This is a genomic window from Actinopolymorpha sp. B9G3 (genome assembly GCF_040120725.1).
Taxonomy (GTDB): domain Bacteria; phylum Actinomycetota; class Actinomycetes; order Propionibacteriales; family Actinopolymorphaceae; genus Thermasporomyces.
This window is the reverse complement of the sequence record NZ_JBEEAB010000014.1, coordinates 94,212-114,006: the sequence shown is the minus strand read 5'-3', so window position 1 is coordinate 114,006 and position 19,795 is coordinate 94,212. Positions and strand designations below refer to the sequence as shown.

The following is a 19,795-nucleotide window of genomic DNA, read 5'->3' as shown; positions in this document are numbered from 1 at the left end:
CGTCTCGTGGCGCTCGGAGCACCTCCGGCGGCCAGTGTCGTCCTCACCCACTGCTGGGGCACCCGCGCCACGGCGGGCTTCGCGCGTCGGCAATGTGGCGGCTGCCATTGACGGCGGAGGCGGGATGTCTCTACGTTCTCATAGTGAACAGTCGTTCGTGCAGCGAACACTCGTCCAGAAGCGTCTGGACCTCCGCTTCGTAGGAGAGATCGATGCGGCGTCTCGTCAGCAGCACCACTGTCCACGCAGGGGCGGTCGCCCGGGTCGCTGCCGCGGCCGTCGTCACCGCCCTGCTGTTCGCCTCCGCCGCCTGCGGCAGCCTGTCGGAGAACGCACCCGGACCGCCGGGGGGCGGCGAGCGGGAGAGTACGAAGGACGAGAGGTCCGCCGGCGGTCTCGACAAGGTACGGGTCGGCGCGATCCCGATCGTCGACGTCGCGCCCCTGCACCTCGGCAAGGCCAAGGGATTCTTCGAAGAGCAGAACATCGACCTCGAGGTCGTCAACACCACCGGCGGTGCCGCTGCCGTGCCCGGTGTGGTGAGCGGTGACTTCGACTTCGCGTTCGGCAACGTGACGTCGCTGATCATCGCGCGGTCGCAGAACATCCCGCTCAAGGCCATCGCCAACGGCAACGCGTCGACCGGCGAGGTGGGCAAGGACTTCGGCGGCATCGTCGTACCCGAGGACTCACCCATCAACTCTGCCAAGGATCTCGCCGGCAAGACGGTCGCGATCAACAATCTCCAGAACATCAGCGACACGACGACGAGAGCGTCGATCCGCAAGGATGGCGGGGATCCGACCGGCGTTCGGTTCAGCGAGCTGCCCTTCCCGGAGATGCCGGCGGCCGTCGCCAACCACCGGGTCGACGCCGCGATGGTCGTGGAACCGTTCCTCACGATCGCGATGGACCAGGGTGCGAAACTCGTCGCGTCGAACTTCGCCGATCCCGCGCCCGACCTGACGATCGCGTGCTATTTCACGACCGAGAAGGTCATCGCGGAGGAGTCCGATCTCACCAAGCGGTTCACGGCGGCGATCGAGAAGTCGTTGGCGTACGCCGATGAACATCCGGACGAGGCCCGCGAGATCCTGTCGACCTATACCGAGATCGACCCCGCCGTGGCGGACAAGATCGTCCTTCCCGCATGGCCGCCGGACGTCAACGCCGATGCGGTGCAGACCCTCGCCGACCTGATGTACGAAGACGGCCTGATCAAGGAGAAGTTCGACGTCGGGGACGTCCTGCCATGACGTCGACGGTGGTGACGCGGCCCGGCGGCGGCCGCGCCACCGCACGCCGGCTGGCGGGTTCGAACGCCGTCCTCGGCATCCTGGGGTTCGGCGCCTTCCTGCTGCTGCTCGAACTGGTGCCCCGCGTCGGCCTGGTCGCGCCGGAGTACCTCCCACCCTTCAGTGGGATCGCGGCGGCGCTCGCCGAACAACTGGGCACGCCCGGGTTCTGGATCGCCGTCGCCGAGACGGTCCGCGGGTGGTTCGTCGGGCTGCTGGTGGCGCTCGTTCTCGGCATCGGGTCGGGCGTCGTCATCGGCACGGTCCCGGCGCTGCGCAGTATCACGGCGTCGACGATCGAGTTCCTTCGTCCGATCCCGTCCGTTGCCCTGATTCCCCTTGCGGTGTTGGTCTTCGGCACAGGGCTCGGCTCGACGCTCCTGCTCGTCGTCTACGCGTCGATGTGGCAGATCCTCGTGCAGGTGTTGTACGGCGTCCAGGACGTCGATCCGGTGGCGCGTGACACGGCGCGCACGTTCGGGCTGGGGCGGTTGGCGCGGATCCGTCATGTCGTGTGGCCGAGCGCGCTGCCCTATGTGATGACCGGCCTGCGCCTCGCCGCCGCGGTCGCGTTGATCCTCACCATCACCGCAGAGCTCATCATCGGTACGCCTGGTCTCGGCAACCGGATCGGCACGGCGCAGGCAGGTGGGGCGGTCGACACGATGTACGCCCTGGTGCTCGTCACCGGCCTTCTCGGCGTCGCGGTCAACCTCGCGGCGAGACTGCTGGAGCGCCGCGTACTCCGTTGGCACACGTCGGTCCGAGGGGAGCTGCCCGCATGAACGGCAGCAACGCAGGGGTCGGCGTCGTTCGGGCCGCCCGGTGGATCGGCCTGACCTTCGGGCTTCCCGTCGTCCTCCTCGCCGTGTGGTGGGTGGCGTCGGCGGACAGCGAGAGCTACTACCTGCCGCCACTGTCCGGCATCCTGGCGAGCTTCGACGACGTCTGGTTCGGGGAGCGTTTCGTCCAGGACGTGGTGCCGAGCGTGCTCCGGCTGGCCGCCGGCTTCGGCGTCGCGCTCGTCGCCGGCGGTGTGGGGATCGTCATCGGTTCGTACCGCCGGGTGCGGGCTTTCTGCGAACCGGTGTTGGAGTTCCTGCGCGCGATCCCGCCCCCTGTGCTGGTGCCGGTGCTGATCCTCTTCGCCGGCCTCGGGCACACGATGAAGGTGCTGGTGGTCGTCTCCGGCTGTCTCTGGCCGATCCTGCTCAACACCGTCGAAGGCGTCCGCGCGGTCGACGAGGTGCTGGCGGAGACGTGCCGTTCGTACGGAATCCGTGGCTGGGCAAGGCTGCGCCATCTCGTGGTCCGCGGGGCCAGCCCGCAGATCGTCACCGGCATGCGGCAGGCGCTGTCGGTGGGGATCATCCTGATGGTCATCAGTGAGATGTTCGCCGCGAACAACGGGCTGGGCTTCACGGTGATCTCGTTCCAGCGTTCGTTCGCGGTGACGGACATGTGGACGGGGATCTTTCTCCTCGGTCTGCTGGGTTTCGGCCTGGCGTTGGCGATGCGGGCCTTCGAGCGTCGCGTCCTCGCCTGGCATGCCAGTGCGCTGGGTCCCGTGGGTCGTCCCACGGACAGACACAGCGGCCGGGGCTGAACGTGGCAGGAGGTGAGGTGATGACGTCGGCCACCACCGGGTCGGTGCCGCGAACCGCGGGTGCGTTGCTGGAGGTCCGTGCGCTCGCGAAGGTGTACGAAGGGCCGGGCCGTTCGGTCGAGGCCGTGCGGGACCTGAGCTTCGGCGTCGCCAAGGGCTCGCTCGTGTGCGTCGTCGGGCCGTCCGGTGCCGGGAAGACGACGCTGCTCAAATGCGTGGCGGGGCTGCTGGCGCCCACGTCCGGGTCCGTCGTGCTGGATGGCCGGGACGTCGACGGGCCGCCGCCGGGAATGGCCGTGGTGTTCCAGGAGTACGCCAGAAGCCTGTTCCCGTGGATGTCGGTGACCGCCAATGTCGAGCTCCCGTTGAAGCAGAAGAAGCTACCGTCGGCACGCCGACGCGCACTCGTGGTCGAGGCGCTCGAGGCGGTGGGGCTGGGCGACGTCGGCTCGGCGTACCCCTGGCAGCTCTCCGGTGGCATGCAGCAGCGGGTGGCCCTCGCGCGGGCGGTGGCGTACGAACCCCATGTCTTGTTGATGGACGAGCCCTTTGCCGCGGTCGACGCGCAGACCCGCGCCGACCTGGAGGATCTGGTGCGGGCACTGTGGCAGCGGCTCGGTGTGACGATCCTGTTCGTCACCCACGACATCGACGAGGCGGTCTATCTCGGGCAGCGGGTGCTCGTGTTGTCCGCCGCGCCGACCGTGGTGATGGACGACGTACCCGTCGACCTGCCCGACGCCCGCGACCAGCTGACCACCCGGTCGTCGACCCGGTTCGGCGAGCTGCGGGCACACGTCTTCACCCAGATCCAGCGGGCGAAGCAGGGCCACCGGACGGCGGTTTCCGAGGCCGCAGCGGACTCCGACGTGGTTGGGCGGACTGACGGGGCGGAACGGGTGGGGGGAGCCGAGTCGTGACGACGGTCCGCGAGGCGACGTACGACGTCCTGCGTGACTGCGGCCTGCGGACGGCTTTCGCCAACCCTGGTTCGACGGAGGTGCCGTTCCTGGCCGGGATGCCGGACGACTTCCACTTCGTTCTCGCGCTGCACGAGGGTTCCGTGGTCGGGATGGCGACCGGGCACGCGATCGCGACGGGCCATCCGGCGTTGGCGATCCTGCACACGACCGCTGGTCTGGGCAACGCGGTAGGCGCGCTCGCGACCGCGCGGGTCAACCGCGCGCCGCTCGTCGTTCTCGTCGGGCAGCAGGACCGTCGGCATCTGGCGCTGGAGCCCTTCCTGGCCGGCCGGCGGCTGGACGCGTTGGCCGGCGCGTATCCGGTGTGGGCCGACCAACCGGTGCTCCCGCAGGACGTACCTGCCGCGATCCGGCGGGCCTGGCACGAGGCGGCGACGGGGCGCGGACCGGCTCTCGTCGTCGTTCCGATGGACGACTGGTCGGCTGAGATCGACCCCGCGGCCGGGCTGGGATTGGCTGCACCCCAGGTCGTACGCCGCGCGAGCGCCGCCGATGCCGCGACCACGGCGGAGATCGCGAAGCGGCTCGACGCGGCGCGGACGCCTGCAATCGTCGCCGGCGCGGGGGCCGATGATCCAACCACGTGGCAGGCGCTGACCGCCCTGGTCGAACGCCTCGGCTGCCCGGTGTGGCAGGAGTCCTTCGGTGCGCGGGCGGGGTTTCCGCAGGACCACCCGCTCTTCGCGGGTCACCTGCCGGCCGGGCGGGGAAAGCTGCGCAGGGTTCTCGAGACCTACGACGTGGTCGTGGTCGTCGGCGCGCCCGCGTTCCGGCAGTATCCGTACGAACCGGGGCCGCTCGTTCCGGCCGGCGTCAGCATCATCGTGGTGAGCGACGACCCCGCGGAGGTCCACCACAGTGCGGCAGCCCTGGGCGTCGTCGCCGACCCGGCCCTCACCTGCGCCCACCTCGCGACTCTCGTCACCCAGCGCTCCGGGCCCGCCGCCGAAGCGTCCCCGCCGGTCCGCACCGGCGAAGCACCCCAGGACCGCGGCGAACACGTGGGCGGCCGACCCCTCCTCCGCGCCGCCCACGTGTTCGCCGCGCTCGCCCAACGGCTCCCCGCCGACGTCGTACTCGTCGAGGAAACCCCGTCGACCCGCCCCGACCTGCATCGGCTCCTACCCGCTCGTGCGCCGCGCGGGTTCGTCAGCGCGGCGATGGGTGGCCTCGGTTTCGCGCTGCCCGCGGCGGCCGGCCTCCGCATGGGCGACCCGAGCCGGCCGGTGGTCGCGGTGGTCGGCGACGGCTCGGCGATGTACGGGATCCAGGCCCTGTGGAGCGCCGTGCGGTACGGATGTGGCGTGCTGTTCGTCGTCCTCTCCAACGGCGGCTACGCGATCATGGACCGGTTGGCCGAACGCCACGGGGGTAGGCCACCGTGGCCGGGTTTCGACGGCGTGGACATCCATGCACTCGCCGGCGGTCTGGGCTGTCCGGCCCGGCGGATCGACGACCACGCCACGTTGACCGCGGTGCTCGACGAAGTGGTACCGACGCTCGCCGGCCGCCAGGATCCCCTGCTTCTCGACATCCGCGTCGTCGCGGAGGAACACTTCGACCCCTGACGACCATCGACCCGCCTCCGACCCCTGGCCGCCTCCGACCCCTGGCCGCCTCCGACCCCTGGCCGCCTCCGACCCCTGGCCGCCTCCGACCCCTGGCCGCCTCCGACCCCACGCCTTCGACCCCACGCCTTCGACCACGAGAGGGAGCCGAGCATGACACTCCTCGACGACACCACCTGGTCCGGACGGATCTTCAGCTCCGGCTGGGTGACCGCGGAAGGCGGTGCGGCTCCCGTCGTGGAGCCTGCCACGGGGGAGGAGTTGGGCCAGGTCGGCCGTGCGGACGCGGGTGACGTCGCCACGGCGTGCGCCCGTGCGGCCGAGGCGCAGCGGGCCTGGGCGGCGACCGGATTCCAGGAGCGGGCCGCGGTACTCCGCCGGGCCGGAGCCCTCTGGGACCAGCACAACGAGGAGATCCAGGGTTGGATCATCCGGGAGACCGGCTCGATCCCGCCCAAGGCGGAGTTGGAGACGCACATCGCGACGCAGGAGTCCTACGAAGCGTCCACGCTGCCGTCGCGGGCCCTGGGCGAGATCATCCCGTCGGAGCAGCCACGCCTCAGCATGGTGCGTCGACTGCCAGCGGGCGTCGTCGGCGTGATCGCGCCGTTCAACGCTCCGCTGATCCTGGGCATCCGGTCGGTCGCGCCGGCGCTGGCGCTGGGCAACGCCGTCGTTCTCAAGCCGGATCCGCGTACCGCCGTGTCGGGTGGGGTGACGATCGCGCGGATCTTCCAGGAGGCGGGCCTGCCCGATGGCGTCCTCCACGTACTCCCTGGCGGCGGCGACGCCGGCCAGGCGCTGATCACGGATCCACGGGTGCGGGTTGTCAGCTTCACCGGCTCGACGGCGGTCGGACGCAAGGTCGCCGAGGTGGCCGGCAGGCACCTCAAGCGCGTCCACCTGGAGCTCGGCGGCAACTCCGCACTCATCGTGCTCGATGATGCCGACCTCGACCTCGCGGCGTCGGCGGGTGCGTTCGGTTCGTTCCTGCACCAGGGGCAGATCTGCATGACGACCGGCCGGCATCTCGTGCATGAACGCATCGCGACCGACTACACCGAACGCCTTGTCCAGAAGGCGAATCATCTCCCGGTGGGCAACCCTGCCGTCGACCAGGTGGCGCTCGGACCGATCATCGACACCAGCCAGCGGAACAAGATCCACTCCCTGGTCACGTCCAGCATCGGTGCGGGGGCGACGCTCGCGGCCGGTGGGACGTACGAAGGACTGTTCTACCGCCCCACCGTCCTATCCCACGTGACTCGCGAGACGCCCGCCTGGGCGCAGGAGGTGTTCGGTCCGGTCGCCCCCGTGACGGCGTTCGGCGACCTCGACGAGGCGGTCGCCCTCGCCGGCGACACGGAGTACGGTCTCTCGCTCGGCATCCTCAGCCGCGACGTCATGAAGGCGATCGCCCTCGCCGAACGCATCCCCAGCGGCATCGTCCACATCAACGACCAGACGGTGAGTGACGAGGCGGTCGCGCCGTTCGGTGGGGTGGCGGCGTCCGGGACCGGCGCGCGGTTCGGCGGTGCGGCGGCGAACATCGAGGCGTTCACCGAGACCCAGTGGCTCACGGTGCAGGGCGACATCTCGCCGTACCCGTTCTGAGCCGCGTGTACCGAACGTCGCCTGGTTGGATGAGGGCCCCTTCCTACGAACCTATTGGGTGAGGGGCACCCTCCTACGGAAGCGGACTGGATGAGGGGCACCCTCATGCGAGGGAAGGGAGCAACCGTTGCGGACGCAGGTCGGCATCATCGGCGCGGGCCCGGCGGGGCTGATGCTCGCGCACCTACTGCACCTGCGCGGCATCTCCTCGGTGGTCCTGGAGATCCGCAGCCGCGACTACATCGAGCACCGACTCCGCGCGGGCGTCCTCGAACAGGGTGCCGTCGACCTGCTCGTCGAGTCCGGAGTGGGTGAGCGGCTGCAGCGGGAAGGGATGGTGCACGAGGGCGTCAACCTGCAGTTCGCGGGGGAGCGGCACCGGGTGCCAATGACCGAGCTGACGGGGAGGGCGATCACCGTCTACGGCCAGCAGGAGGTGGTGAAGGACCTCGTGGCGGCCCGCCTGTCCGCTGGGGAGCCGATCCTCTTCGAGGTTTCCGACGTACGCCTGCACGGTCTCGATGTCGACGAGCCCGTCGTCGCCTTCCGACACGAGGGCCGCGACGTGGAACTGCGCTGTGATGTCGTCGCCGGCTGCGACGGCTTCCACGGCGTGAGCCGGTCCGCCGTGCCAGAGGGCGTCCTGACGACGTACGAACGCACCTATCCCTTTGCCTGGTTGGGCATTCTCGCCGCCGCGCCGCCCGCGACGAATGAGCTGGTCTACTGCCACTCCGAGCGCGGCTTCGCCCTCGTCAGCATGCGTACCCCGGAACTGTCGAGGCTCTATCTGCAGGTTCCTCCGGACGAGAACGTTGCCGCCTGGCCCGACGACCGGATCTGGGCAGAGTTGCAGGCCCGGCTCGCGATGGCTGACGGGTGGCGGCTCACCGAGGGCGAGGTGCTGGAGAAGGGTGTCACCGCGATGCGCAGCCTGGTCGTCGAACCGATGCAGTGGCGGCGGCTCTTCCTCGCCGGTGATGCCGTGCACATCGTGCCGCCGACCGGCGCGAAGGGCATGAACCTCGCCCTCGCCGATGTCAAGGTGCTGGGCGAGGCGCTCGCCGCGTGGTACGCCGACGGCCGCGACGACCTGCTCGCGAGCTACTCCGACACCTGCCTGCGCCGGGTCTGGCGGGCGCAGCACTTCTCCTGGTGGATGACCTCGATGCTGCACCGGTTCCCCGGTCACGATCCGTACGAGGTGAAGCTCCAGCTCTCGCAGCTGCGCTATGTCACGACGTCACCGGCGTACGCCCGCAGTCTCGCGGAGAACTACGTCGGCATCCCCTAGGGGGTGCCGGCGCGCGCCATACTGCCCCGACGAGGGGCGGTGCGCTACCATGCAACCCCTTCCACGGGGTTGTACGACGTGCAGGAGGTGCGCGATGCGGCGCAACGGCTCGAAGCGACGGCTCCGTTCACGCAACACTCTGGCCCGGCCGGCGGTCGCGGGGGTCCTGGGCGCCTCGGTCGCGCTCCTGCTCGCGGTGCCGCCCGCCGTTGCCGCCGCGCGAAGCGTCGGTGGTGCCCCTGGTACCGGCGAGACCGCCCGGACCGCAGGCGGCGCGGCGGGGCGCTCCTGCGCGTTGCCCGGGCAACAGTGGACGGCGACGGCCGAGATCGACGAGGGACGCACCCAGCGGTTCGCCGACTACGGCAACAGCGGCGTCGGCTGGACCGGCGGGGACAGCACCTACTCGGTCCCGCTCACCAGTGGTCGCACCCTGTGGCTGTTCTCGGACACGTTCTGGGGTCCGGTCAACGACGACCTCAGCCGGCCGACCACCGTTCCGTTCCTCAACAACTCCTTCGTCGTGGAGGATGGCGACGAGCTCACGACCGTCAGCGGCGGCACGCCTGACGCGCCCGAGTCCCTGGTTCCGCCGGACGAGCCGGACACCTGGAACTGGCTGGGCGCCGGCACAGTCACGCCGAACTCGCTCGACGTGATGTTCCTGGAGTACGGCAGAACCGGCCCGGAACCCTGGGACTTCGCCTGGCGGGAGAACAAGCTCGGCCGCTTCGACCCCGACCGGTTGACGCTACGGGAGCTCGTTCCCATGCCATCGGCCGCCGGTGTGCAGTGGGCGTCGTGGCTGCAGCGGGTCGGCGGTTACACCTACATCTATGGAGTCGAGGATCTCGGCGCCACGAAGTACATGCACCTCGCCCGGGTCAAGGGTGGCGACGTCGCCGCCGGGCCGTGGTCCTACTGGACCGGGTCCGGCTGGTCGGCCACCGAGACCGACACGGCCCGGATCATGCCCGGTGTTGCCAACGAGTACAGCGTCGCACCCTTCCGGGACGGCTACGTGGTCATCACGCAGGACACGACCGAGCTGTTCAGCAGGAACATCGTGGCCTACGTCGGGTGCTCACCCACCGGGCCCTTCACTCGTGCGACGACCGTCTACGTCACGCCCGAAACCGGCGCGGACGGGTCCTACGGCAACCCGAACATCATCACCTACAACGCGCACGAACATCCCGATCTCCGCAGCGGTGACCGGCTGCTCGTCACCTACAACGTCAACAGTCTCGACCCCAACGCCGACCTGTACGACGACGTGACGATCTACCGCCCCCGATTCGTCGAGGTGACGCTTTCGTCAGGGTGACGCTTCTCGGGGTGACGCGTTCGTCGGGGTGACGCTTTGGGCGGCCGAACCGGCCGGGTTAGCCTTGTCTGTCGTGGTCGCTCGATGAGAACCTTCCGGCTGGCGCGATCGCTGTCCCCGGCGGTGCAGGTGTTGCTGGTCAACACGTTCGGCATCGCCTTCGGGTTCTTCGTCCTGATCCCCTTCCTCGCCACCTATCTTCGCGACGAGCGCCACCTCGCGGCGGCCGCGGTCGGTGCCATCCTCGGCCTACGGGTCTTCTGCCAACAGGGCCTGACGCTCGTCGGTGGTACGGCGGCCGACCGGTTCGGCGCCCGCCCGGTGATCATCGTCGGCTGCGCCCTGCGGTGCGTGGCCTTCGGAATGTTCGCGATCGTCGACCAGGTGGTCGGACTCGTCGCGGCGTCGATGCTGGTCGGACTCGCGGGTGCGTTCTTCAGCCCGGCGGCTCGTGCGTACATCGCGGTCGAGGCCGGGGACCGGCGGCTCGACGCCTTCGCCCTGCAGAACATCGCGAGCACCGTCGGGGCGCTGACCGGTCCCCTGCTGGGCAGCGTGATGGTCGCGGTCGACTTCCGGTGGACGGCGGGCGTGGCGGCGGCGATCTTCGGCGTTCTCACGATCTGGCAGTGCTTCGCGCTGCCCTCACGGCCGGTCGAGCCACTCACGCAGGGACTCGGCGCATCCGTGCGCGACGGTCTGCGCAACCGTGCGTTCACCGGATTCGCGGTGGCCACGTCCGTGCTCTTCCTGCTCTACAACCAGTTCTATCTGCTGCTTCCGCTCGAGGCGACCCGCGTCACCGGGTGGGCGGGCGCGGCCGGGTGCGTGTTCCTGGTGTCCACCGTGCTGACGTTGGCCGCCCAGCTCCGGATGATCAGGTGGCTACGCCGCCGCCTGGCGCCGGGTACGGCGATCACATGCGGCCTGGTCGCCACGGCGGCCTCGTTCGTGCCGTTGGCATGGAGTACGACGATGACGCCACTGGACGGGTCGGGCGACGATGGCACAGCGGTGGTCGCGGTCGTGGTGGCCGCGCTGCCGGTGTTGGCGGCGACACTGCTGCTGACGTTGGGACTCGACGTCGCGCAGCCCTACGCACTCGACCTGGTGAGCGGCTTCGCCCCCGTAGGGCTGACCGGAACCTACATCGGCCTCGCGACGACCGCCGCCGGCATCACCACAGCCCTCGGCAACACCGCCATCGGCTACGCCGAGGACCTCGGCCAGCGATGGTCGACGCCGTGGCTCAGCCCGGCCATGCTGGGAATCCTCGCGGTCGGCGCGGCGGTGACCGTTTATGTGTTGCAGCGACGCGGGCGACTGAGCCTCGGCCCGCCGGAGCCGACCTGATACTCCACTTTGGAAAGAAGTGAAACAGAAAGGCCTTTGCGGCGACGAATTCACCAGCTGCCGGAATTCGCTCCAACCGATCGCCTTCTGATCTAGATTCGAGACGTTCATTTGCTTTTTCTTCGGCGCCGTCAATGTCGGGCAGAAGTCATGTGCTGCTCGACAGAAGTCATCCGGTCACGGGGGTGTGTTCCCATGCGTGGGATGGGCCTGATCGTGGTACTCATCTCCGTCCTGTCGCTCACGGGATGTGGCGGCGATCCGGAGCCTGCTCGATCCGGTGCGGCCACTCCCAAGCCGGCGAAGGCGACTCCAACCCTGCAGATCGGCAGCAAGGCTGAGCTCGCCGGCGTGCGGGCCAACTATCACGGCACGAAGGACATCACTGGTGCGCGCAAGGTCAGCATCGAGATCGAGGACAACTACTTCTCTCCGACGGTGATCAAGGGAACGCCGGGGCAGCGCATCGTGGTGTCTTTGGAAAATGAGAGCCAGTCGCCGCATACCTTCACGATCGCTGGTACGTACGTCGACATGCAGATCCAGCCCGGCGGCGTCTCCGAGGTGCCGGTGAGGTTGCCGAAGTCGGGAAACCTGTCGTTCTTCTGTACCTTCCAGAAGAAGAACGGCATGGCGGGTGTGTTCAATGCGTCCGGGCCGATCGACAAGCCCGGACCGAAGGCGACGGCGAGGCGTTAGCAACCTCTCGCCGCCCGTAGGTCATCGCGTCGGCTCACCGGGTCAGAAGATCGCGAGCGGATTGACCGGGGAGCCCGTCCCGCCAGGAACCCGCAGGGGCGCCGCCACGAACAAGAACTCCCAGCGGTCCTCTCGCACACACCGTTCGGCGAGCTCCTCGAAGTGCAGATAGTCCAACAGGTGGATCCCCATCGCGTTGATGGCGAGAACGTGCACGGGAAAGGCGACCCCGTCGGTCGTACTCGGTGCGGTGTCGCTGTTGGCGTCACACCCGAGCGCAGCGACCTCCCGCTCGGCCAGAAAGGTCACCGTTGCCGGATGCAAGCCGGCCTTGACACGCGTCGTGTCCCACGGTCCGAGCTCGTCGAGCCGGCGAGCATGCCCGGTACGGACGAGCAGGATGTCCCCGGTGCCGACCCGCACCCGCTGCTCGTGTTCGGCGGCTTCGAGGTCCTTTCGGTAGACGTGCTGGCCGGGTTCGACCCACCGGCTGCCGCGCACCCGCGGGATGTCGAGCAGAACCCCGCGGCCCACCAGGCCTCCGGCGAGCATCGCGATCGAGGCGTGCTCGGCACCGTAGGACGTCACCGTCTCGGCAGGTACGCCACCGTAGAGCAGGCCGTCGAAATCGACGTGGCACAAGGCATCGACGTGGCTGTGCGTGTCATGGTGGTAGTCGAGACCCACATAGTCGGTGGCGAAGTGGACGGTGCCAGTGGCGTCGGCGTCGCTCTCGCCACCAGGTTCCGGTGTCGAGGTCATGACGTGCACGGCCGGCGACGGATTCGCCGGGCCCCTGTGCGTGTCGAGGACCCGGCCGAGCGGCACCGTCACTCCCGTACGCACCAGTCGGGCGGCCGCGGCGACGCGGTCCGGGGTGAGATGACGCAGCGCCCCACGCTCGGCCGGTTCGCCTGTCCTGTCCCAGGCGGAGACGGCGGCGAAGAGCGTACGAAACTCACCGGCCGACAGGCGACCGGTCGTCTGTGCCATGGTGATCGCCTGCCCGCCGGCGGCACTGCTGTCGGACCGCTTCCTCGCCGGGCACACTAGCTCTGCTCGGCGTTGGCGGCCGCGAGCTGCTTGTCGAGCTCCCGCCCTTCGAGGTCGACCTCTTTCTCGACCAGCCGCTCGGCCCGGGTGAGAGCCTTGTCGAGCTTCTCCGCGAGTCGGTCCCGTCCGATGACGATCAACGCGGCCTCGCCGGTGTCGAGGGTCTCGCCGAGCTCCCGGACATCCTTGCGTGACATGCCGTGGGCGAAGTGCCCGACGAGGCCACCCGCGACGCCGCCGACGAACGCGGTGCCGACGATCGACGGCGGGAACAGGATCCCGAGTACCGCGCCGACGCCGACGCCCGTCCAGGTGCCTCGACGGGTCGGCGTCTCGACCTTGTGGACATGGACGTCCCCGTCGTGCCGGTCGACCACGGCAGCGTCGTACGTCCCGATCGCGCCCTCCCGGTGCAGGGTCTTCACCGCCTGCAGGTCGGCCTCGGCGTCGGCTTCGTTCGCGTACGTACCGAGATAGACGAATACGTCGTGGCTCTTCGCCATCACATTCCCCCACATCTGGTCGGACATTTTCCGACGCACTCTCACCATCCCGCCGCCGCACCCGCGGTCCCCTCACCCGGGCCGGGTGAAGTCGGGCATGACGTGTGCGCGCCGCAAGCCCCGTCGATGGGTACGGGTCGGGTGGCAACGGGAGGAGAGCTGATGACCGCGCTCGGGCGTGTGCTCGTGGGCGCGCAGCGGCACGCGGTCGGCCGTGCCCTGCGTGGCGCGATCGTCATTCCCACGCTCTTCGCGTTCGCCCATGTGGTGATCGGCAACCGCCAGGTGGCGCTCTTCGCGGCATTCGGTGCGTTCGCGCTGTTGGTCATGGTCGAGTTCTCCGGCAGACGGAGTACGCAGGTGGTGGCGTACGCCGCCCTTGCGCTGACCGGTGCCGTCATGATCGCGATCGGGACGCTGTGCTCCGGGAATCCCTGGGTCGCGGCGTCGGTGACCACGGTCGTCGGCTTCCTCGTGCTCTATTCCGGTGTGGTCAACGGCTACTTCGCGGCGGCCGGCAACGGAGCGGTGCTCACGCTCGTCCTTCCGGTCTCGCTGCCCGGCGGTGTCAGCGACCTGCCGGACCGACTCGCGGGCTGGGGCCTGGCATGCGCGGTCGGAATTCCGGCCGCGATGTTCCTCCTGGCCGACCAGCCGACCGACCGGCTGCGGCTGGCGGCCGCCGATGCGTGCGTCGCCGTGGCGCGCCTGATCGAGGCGGCAGGGCTGGCGGGCCCGAAGCGCCCGGACGCGCTCGGTGAGGCGCCGCCGGTGAAGCGTACGGCGGCCGGCACGATCGCGGAGATGCGGGACATCGCCGTCGGTACGCCGTTCCACCGGACCGGCGCCGCTGGCACCGACCGGGGGCTCGCCTGCCTGGTCAACGAGATCGACTGGCTGTTCACCCTCGTGCAGGCCGCCGCCGCGACCAGGGACGACACACCCGCACCGATGGCGCAGGGGGAGAACCGCCGGGTCGGCGCCCAGGTCGTCGGCGTGCTCCAGGCGAGCGCGGACCGGTTACGTCGGGGGAACGGTGTACCGGATCTCGAGGCGCTGGAGCGCGCCCGCTCGCAGATGGCGCTCACGGTCCTTCGCCGGATCGACGAGACGTCGGTCGCGCGACCGGAGCCGGAGGACAGGGCCCTGCTCGCGGCGATCGAGCCGGCGTTGCGCATGCGGGCGCTGGCGTTCGCCACGGCGTCGGTGGCGGTCAGTGCCCTCCGCGCCACCGGTGGCGCGGTCAGCGAGAGCGGTGTCGGGGGGAGTACGCCGGCGGACAGCGCCACACGCGAAGCAGTGGCGGGCGGTATCGAGGCGCGGCCTGTGCCGTCCGCCGCGTTCGTCGGACAACGGGCCCGTGAGGGTCTGGCCGCGGCGGTGCGGAACTTCCGCCCGGACTCGCTGTGGTTCCGCAACTGCGCCCGGGGCGCCGTGGGGCTCGGCGTCGCCGTCCTGGTCGCCCACCTGGCCCATCTGCAGCACGGCTTCTGGGTCGTGCTCGCCACGTTGGCGGTGTTGCGGTCGAACGCCCTGCGGACCAGCTCGACGGTCGTCCGGGCGGTCGCCGGGACGGTCGTCGGCGTCGTGGCGGGCGGCGCCCTGATGGTGGCCATCGGATCGCACCAGGTGGTCCTGTGGGCGATCTTTCCGGTGGCGGTGTTCTTCGCGAGCTATGCGGCCGGACGGCTGTCGTTCGGTGCCGGGCAGGCGGCGTTCTCGCTCATGGTGCTCATCCTGTTCAACCTGATCGTGCCGACCGGCTGGCAGGTGGGCCTGGTCCGGCTCGAGGACATCGCCGTCGGCTCGGCGATCAGCCTGCTGGTCGGGATTCTCCTGTGGCCCCAAGGGGTCACGACCGTGCTTACCCACGACCTGTCCGCGGCGTACCGTTCGGCGATCGCCTACGTCACCGCATCCGTACGCCGGATCGCGGGCGTGCCGGGAGCCGAGCCGCTGGCCGCGTTCGCCCACCCGGCCATCGACGCGGGCCACCGCCTGGACGAGGCGTTCGGCCACTATCTGACCGACTGGGGTGCGCGGCCGATCCCGGTGGCGGACGTGGGCGCGCTGGTGGCGGGTGCGAACCAACTCCGGTTGGCGGGCCACTCCTTGCATCACCTGGCCGGAGCCGTTGACCACCGGGCAGATGCGTTCGGTGCGCGGGATCCGGCGATGGTGTCCTACGCCGAGGGGATCGAGGCGTGGTACGAGGACCTCTGCGGCGCGCTGACCAGCGACGACTCCATACCGCCACCGGCACCTGTCGATCCCGCCGACGAGACCCATCGGCTGGCCTGCCTGCGTCAGGCGGCGGCCGACGGCGGGCAGTCACCTGCCGGCCATCGGCTGCAGCTGCTCTGGATCCATCAGGTGCTGGACGAGCTTCGGCAGCTGGAGGCGAAGCTCGCCGAGCCGGCGGCGCGGGTGCGTCAGGCAGCCCGTCGCGGCGGCCGGTCTCAGGTGCTGCCGCGCGGTTTCAGGTCCTCGTCGTGATCGGCCTCCAGCGCACCCATGGCGTCCAGCCGGTAGAGCAGGACGAGCGGTGGGATGACGAGGATCGCCGCGACCACGACGACGAGCACCAGCCAGTTCAGTGAACTGCTGGGCGCCGCGCCCTGCTCGATGGTCAGCGAGGTCGGAAGGATGTACGGATGCTGGGCGACGCCCCACGCGAACACGGTCGCGCCGACCGCGCCGACCGCCGTCACGCGGGGGATCCGGGGGATGCCGCGGCTGACGAGAACGGCCGTGAGGACCGTGAGGACCGGTATCCCGAGGGTGAAGAGCAGTGCCCCACCACTCCACAGCCCGGCGAAGAGGCGGGGTGTGTCGAACCGCACCACGGCGAGAGCCGCCGCACCGACCACCATGAAGGCGCCCGCCGCCACGACGGAGCGGCGGCGGAAGTACGTCACCAGGTCCGGTGCACCGAACCGGCCCGCGTCGCCGGTCAGGAACACCGCCGCGATGAATGCGGTGGCGGCGAGCGACACGAGACCGAACGCGACGGACGTGGGATTCAGCCAGCTCGACACGATCGTGGCGTCACGACTGCCCAGCGGGACCCGCCCGGACGCGATCGCGCCGAGTGCGGCCGCGAAGAAGAAGGGCGTCAGGATCGAGGAGACGCCGAACAACGCGGTGAAGCGGAGCCGGCTCCTCGGGTGCCGGGTCGGCTTGCGGAACGCGAAACCGACACCCCGCAGGATGAGTCCGAGAATGGCGAGCGTGAGCGGGATCCATGCCGCGGAGAACACCGCCGCGAAGACCTTGGGAAAGCCGGTCCACGTGATGACGAGGACGAAGACCAGCCAGACGTTGTTGACCTCCCAGACCGGAGCCATCGCGTAGTCGATGAGCCGCCGGGGGCGGTCGCCGCGCTCGACGCCACCGGCCGCGAGATCCCACATGCCCGCGCCGTAGTCGGTGCCGCCGCCGCAGGAGTACGCCGCCACACCCAGGAGCAGGACGAGGGCGACAATGGTGGCGGCCGTCATCACGGGGCCCCGTCCCGATCCTCGTCGTCGCGCTGCGGGGGACCTTCGGCTGAACCCGGCGGCGGATTGTTTGCAGTCGTGGTTCCCGCCTCCGACGGCGGGCGCTTCCCGGCTTCGTGCGCTTCCCGCACGGCGGCCTCCGCGTCGGCCAGCTGCCAGCGCAGCCGAAGCCGCAACAGCAGCCGGATGAACGCCGTCGCGATGAGGACGTAGATGACGACGATGACGGCGAAGGTCGTCCAGATCGTCGCGGGTCCCACGCTGCGGGTCACCGCCTCGGACACCCGCATGAATCCGTACACGATCCATGGTTGGCGGCCCACCTCGGTCGTGATCCAGCCGAACTCGATGGCGAGGATGGCCGCCAGCCCGGACAGGGCGGTGCACCGGAAGAACCACCGCGACCGTGGCAGGTCGCGATGCCGCCACCAGGCAAGGGCGTACCACGCCGAGAGTCCGAACAGCAGGGTGCCGAGGATCACCATGAGGTCGAACGACGTGTGGACGAGCGTCGCGAGCTCAGGTGACGGGCGGTTGTTCACCGGTACCGACGCCAACCCCTGGACACGGGTGTCGGGGCTGAACCCGGCGAGCATCGAGTCGAGCCACGGAATCGGGATGCCGCCGGAGACGGTGCCGTCGGCGTTGAGCCGGCCGAAGATGTACTCCGGCACCCGCGTGTCGGTTCTCCAGACCAGCTCCATGGCGGCGAACTTCACCGGCTGCTCACGAAAGACGGCGCGGGCGATGATGTCGCCGACGATGAGCTGGATCGGCGTGGCGATCGCCGCCACCGTGAAGGGCACGGTGATGCCGAGCTTGTGATAGCGGTCCCGGCGCCCGCGAAGCCAGCCGACCGCATAGATGCTGGCGACACCGAAACCGGCGGCCATGTACGCGGCGAGGATGAAGTGCCAGTACTGCGGCCCGAGCAGGGGCGTGAAGAGAACCCGCCGGATGTCGATCGCGCTCGGGTTCCCATGGGCGTCGAGGGTGAATCCGCGCGGTGAGTTCATCCAGGCGTTCGCCGCGAGGATCCCGAACGCACCGAGCAGGGCGACGGCCGGCAGCGGCAGACCGACGAGGAAGTGTGTCCACGGTTTGAGGCGTCGCCAACCGTAGAGGTAGATGCTGATGAGGATCGCTTCCAGGAAGAACGCCCAGGCCTCGATGCCGAAGCCGCTGCCGAAGACTCCGCCCCAACGGCCCATGAGACCTGGCCAGAGCAGGCCGAACTCGAACGAGAGGATCGTGCCGGACACGACGCCCACCGCGAACTGGATCGCCATCACCACCGACCATCGGCGGGCGAGCTTCAACGCCACCTCGTCCTTCTTCCGCAGGCCACGCCAGTTCATGACCAGGGTGATGAACGGCAGTGCGACGCCGAGAGGCACCAGGATGATGTGCGTCATCAGGGTGAACGCCATCTGGAGGCGGGCCGGCAGCGTCTGCGGCGGCGGCTGGGCGAGGAACAGGTCCGCCGCGGCGGTCATCGACTGTGCCCCGATGTCGATCACTGGTGTTCTCCCGGTGGCCTTGGTCGCGCGGCAGGCGCCGGGGGCGCCGGGGGCGCTGGTGAGCCCGGTCGCTCGGGCGGCCCTGGAGCCGTCGGGGCGTAGATCTCGCGGGCCGCTTCGAGCTGGCGGGTCGTGAACGCACGCTCGCGGCGTGCCTCCGAGGTGAACGCGACGAGCCAGCTGAGGACGGCACCCACCCGGTTGCGATAGCCGGTGAGGAACGCGATGTGCAGCAACAACCAGCCGAGCCAGCCGAGGAACCCGCTGATGCGGACGGATCCCACGGACATGACGGCGCGTCCGCGCGCGATGTAGGCGGCTGAACCCAGATCCCGGTACCTGAACGGCTTCTGCGGTTTCTGTCGGCACTCGACCTGATGCCTGATCCGGGTCGCGGCGTACATCCCTGCCTGCATGGCGACCTCGGCGACGCCGGGCAACCGGTCCAGGCTCATGATGTCGCCGACGACGGAGATCTCGGGATGCCCCGGGATCGTGAGGTCCGGCGCGACCTTGATCCGGCCCGACCGGTCCTGCTCGGCTCCTGCGGCCTTGGCGAGGGTGTCCGCCACCGCAGGTGCGGTGACACCGGCCGTCCACAGGATCGTTCCCGCGTCGTAGCGGACGGTCCTGCCGTCCGCCTGCCTGACGTCGAGGCCTTCGTCGTCGACACTGGTGACCCGCGTGTGCAGGTGAAGTTCGACGCAGAGTTGGGTGAGTGAGCGCGCGGTCTTGTCGGCGAGCTTCGTACCGAACGACGCGAGCGGCTCGTCGCCGCCGTCGAAGAGGAGAACCCGCGCGTCCTCCGGCGTGATCGTCCGGTATTCGTTGCGAAGCGTGTGCGTGGCGAGTTCGCGGATCTGCCCGGCCAGTTCGACACCGGTCGGTCCGGCGCCGACCAGGGCGAACGTCAACCAGTGCTTGCGTTCGTCCGCGTTCGCCGCCGACTCCGCCAACTCGAACGCGCCGAACACCTTCTGCCGGATGGTCAGCGCGTCCAGGACCGACTTCATTCCTGGTGCGTAACGGGCGAACTCGTCGTGCCCGAAATAGGACTGCTCGACCCCGGCGGCGACGATCAGATCGTCATAGTCGACGCGTACCTCGAAACCGTGCGGTCGGCGGGCGATCACCTGTCGGCGGTCCAGGTCGAAGTCGGTCACTTCGGCGAGCAGGGACTCGACATTGTGATGCCGCCTGAGGACGCTTCGAAACGGCGCGGCGATCTCGCCCTCGGAAAGGATTCCGGTTGCGCACTGGTAAAGCAGCGGTTGGAAAAGGTGGTGAGCCGCACGGTCGATCAGCGTCACCCTGACCGGTGCGTGGCGAAACGAGCGGGCTGCGAAGAGTCCCGCGAATCCCCCGCCGACGATCACGATGCGCCGCGGCCTGATGTGATCGTCCATGATTCCCAGGGTGTCGGCCAGCCGTGAGCACCGGGACCACCCTCAGCGGGTGAAGCCGGGCGTTTGGTCCTGTT

At 69.6% G+C, this 19,795-nt stretch carries 16 protein-coding genes; 11 read left to right on the top strand and 5 right to left on the bottom strand.

The window, feature by feature from the left end; genetic code table 11:
- Positions 1 to 212 precede the first annotated feature (212 nt).
- From ABNF93_RS23000 to ABNF93_RS22955, 10 genes are all read left to right on the top strand, one after another.
- Positions 213 to 1,256 carry an ABC transporter substrate-binding protein gene (locus ABNF93_RS23000; protein ID WP_349330217.1) on the top strand — a complete coding sequence of 348 codons (1,044 nt, stop codon included), beginning with the start codon at positions 213 to 215 and terminating at the stop codon, positions 1,254 to 1,256.
- The gene (locus ABNF93_RS22995) at positions 1,253 to 2,080 is read left to right on the top strand and encodes an ABC transporter permease (protein WP_349330216.1); all 828 of its coding nucleotides are present in this window, start codon (positions 1,253 to 1,255) and stop codon (positions 2,078 to 2,080) included. The genes ABNF93_RS23000 and ABNF93_RS22995 overlap by 4 nt, the downstream gene beginning before the upstream one ends.
- Entirely contained in the window at positions 2,077 to 2,901 is an 825-nt protein-coding gene (locus ABNF93_RS22990; protein ID WP_349330215.1) for an ABC transporter permease, read from the top strand. The genes ABNF93_RS22995 and ABNF93_RS22990 overlap by 4 nt, the downstream gene beginning before the upstream one ends.
- Positions 2,902 to 2,921: 20 nt before the next feature.
- Complete coding sequence (locus ABNF93_RS22985; RefSeq protein ID WP_349330214.1) at positions 2,922 to 3,821, top strand: ABC transporter ATP-binding protein; 900 nt, start codon at positions 2,922 to 2,924, stop codon at positions 3,819 to 3,821.
- Positions 3,818 to 5,452, top strand: coding sequence for a thiamine pyrophosphate-dependent enzyme (locus ABNF93_RS22980; RefSeq protein WP_349330213.1), 1,635 nt, complete (start codon positions 3,818 to 3,820; stop codon positions 5,450 to 5,452). Before ABNF93_RS22985 ends, ABNF93_RS22980 begins: the two co-directional genes overlap by 4 nt.
- Positions 5,453 to 5,605: 153 nt before the next feature.
- Complete coding sequence (locus ABNF93_RS22975; protein WP_349330212.1) at positions 5,606 to 7,066, top strand: benzaldehyde dehydrogenase; 1,461 nt, start codon at positions 5,606 to 5,608, stop codon at positions 7,064 to 7,066.
- A gap of 127 nt (positions 7,067 to 7,193) precedes the next feature.
- On the top strand, positions 7,194 to 8,360 hold the full coding sequence (locus ABNF93_RS22970) for a 4-hydroxybenzoate 3-monooxygenase (protein WP_349330211.1): 1,167 nt from the start codon (positions 7,194 to 7,196) through the stop codon (positions 8,358 to 8,360).
- Positions 8,361 to 8,454: 94 nt separating this feature from the next.
- The gene (locus ABNF93_RS22965; RefSeq protein ID WP_349330210.1) at positions 8,455 to 9,687 is read left to right on the top strand and encodes a DUF5005 domain-containing protein; all 1,233 of its coding nucleotides are present in this window, start codon (positions 8,455 to 8,457) and stop codon (positions 9,685 to 9,687) included.
- A gap of 84 nt (positions 9,688 to 9,771) precedes the next feature.
- Positions 9,772 to 11,040 (top strand): MFS transporter, encoded by a 1,269-nt coding sequence (locus ABNF93_RS22960; RefSeq protein WP_349330209.1) that lies wholly within the window; start codon positions 9,772 to 9,774, stop codon positions 11,038 to 11,040.
- Positions 11,041 to 11,244: 204 nt separating this feature from the next.
- The gene (locus ABNF93_RS22955; protein WP_349330208.1) at positions 11,245 to 11,739 is read left to right on the top strand and encodes a cupredoxin domain-containing protein; all 495 of its coding nucleotides are present in this window, start codon (positions 11,245 to 11,247) and stop codon (positions 11,737 to 11,739) included.
- A 42-nt stretch (positions 11,740 to 11,781) separates the two neighbouring features.
- Here the strand turns inward: ABNF93_RS22955 and ABNF93_RS22950 are convergent, their stop codons facing one another.
- Together ABNF93_RS22950 and ABNF93_RS22945 are read right to left on the bottom strand one after the other, a co-directional pair.
- Entirely contained in the window at positions 11,782 to 12,732 is a 951-nt protein-coding gene (locus ABNF93_RS22950; RefSeq protein ID WP_349330207.1) for a cyclase family protein, read from the bottom strand.
- Positions 12,733 to 12,788: 56 nt separating this feature from the next.
- Positions 12,789 to 13,322, bottom strand: coding sequence for a DUF1269 domain-containing protein (locus ABNF93_RS22945; RefSeq protein ID WP_349330206.1), 534 nt, complete (start codon positions 13,320 to 13,322; stop codon positions 12,789 to 12,791).
- 135 nt (positions 13,323 to 13,457) lie between these two features.
- Between ABNF93_RS22945 and ABNF93_RS22940 the strand changes: the two genes are divergently transcribed.
- Positions 13,458 to 15,791, top strand: a complete 2,334-nt coding sequence (locus tag ABNF93_RS22940; RefSeq protein WP_349330205.1) for an FUSC family protein — start codon at positions 13,458 to 13,460, stop codon at positions 15,789 to 15,791.
- On the opposite strand, the gene ABNF93_RS22935 is transcribed toward ABNF93_RS22940, so the two are convergent.
- The 3 genes from ABNF93_RS22935 to ABNF93_RS22925 are packed head-to-tail and all read right to left on the bottom strand — an operon-like array spanning position 15,755 to position 19,721.
- Positions 15,755 to 16,795 carry a cytochrome d ubiquinol oxidase subunit II gene (locus ABNF93_RS22935; RefSeq protein WP_349330204.1) on the bottom strand — a complete coding sequence of 347 codons (1,041 nt, stop codon included), beginning with the start codon at positions 16,793 to 16,795 and terminating at the stop codon, positions 15,755 to 15,757. The genes ABNF93_RS22940 and ABNF93_RS22935 overlap by 37 nt on opposite strands.
- Positions 16,795 to 18,315, bottom strand: coding sequence for a cytochrome ubiquinol oxidase subunit I (locus ABNF93_RS22930; RefSeq protein WP_349330203.1), 1,521 nt, complete (start codon positions 18,313 to 18,315; stop codon positions 16,795 to 16,797). Before ABNF93_RS22930 ends, ABNF93_RS22935 begins: the two co-directional genes overlap by 1 nt.
- Complete coding sequence (locus ABNF93_RS22925) at positions 18,312 to 19,721, bottom strand: NAD(P)/FAD-dependent oxidoreductase (RefSeq protein WP_349330202.1); 1,410 nt, start codon at positions 19,719 to 19,721, stop codon at positions 18,312 to 18,314. Before ABNF93_RS22925 ends, ABNF93_RS22930 begins: the two co-directional genes overlap by 4 nt.
- Positions 19,722 to 19,795: the final 74 nt, after the last annotated feature.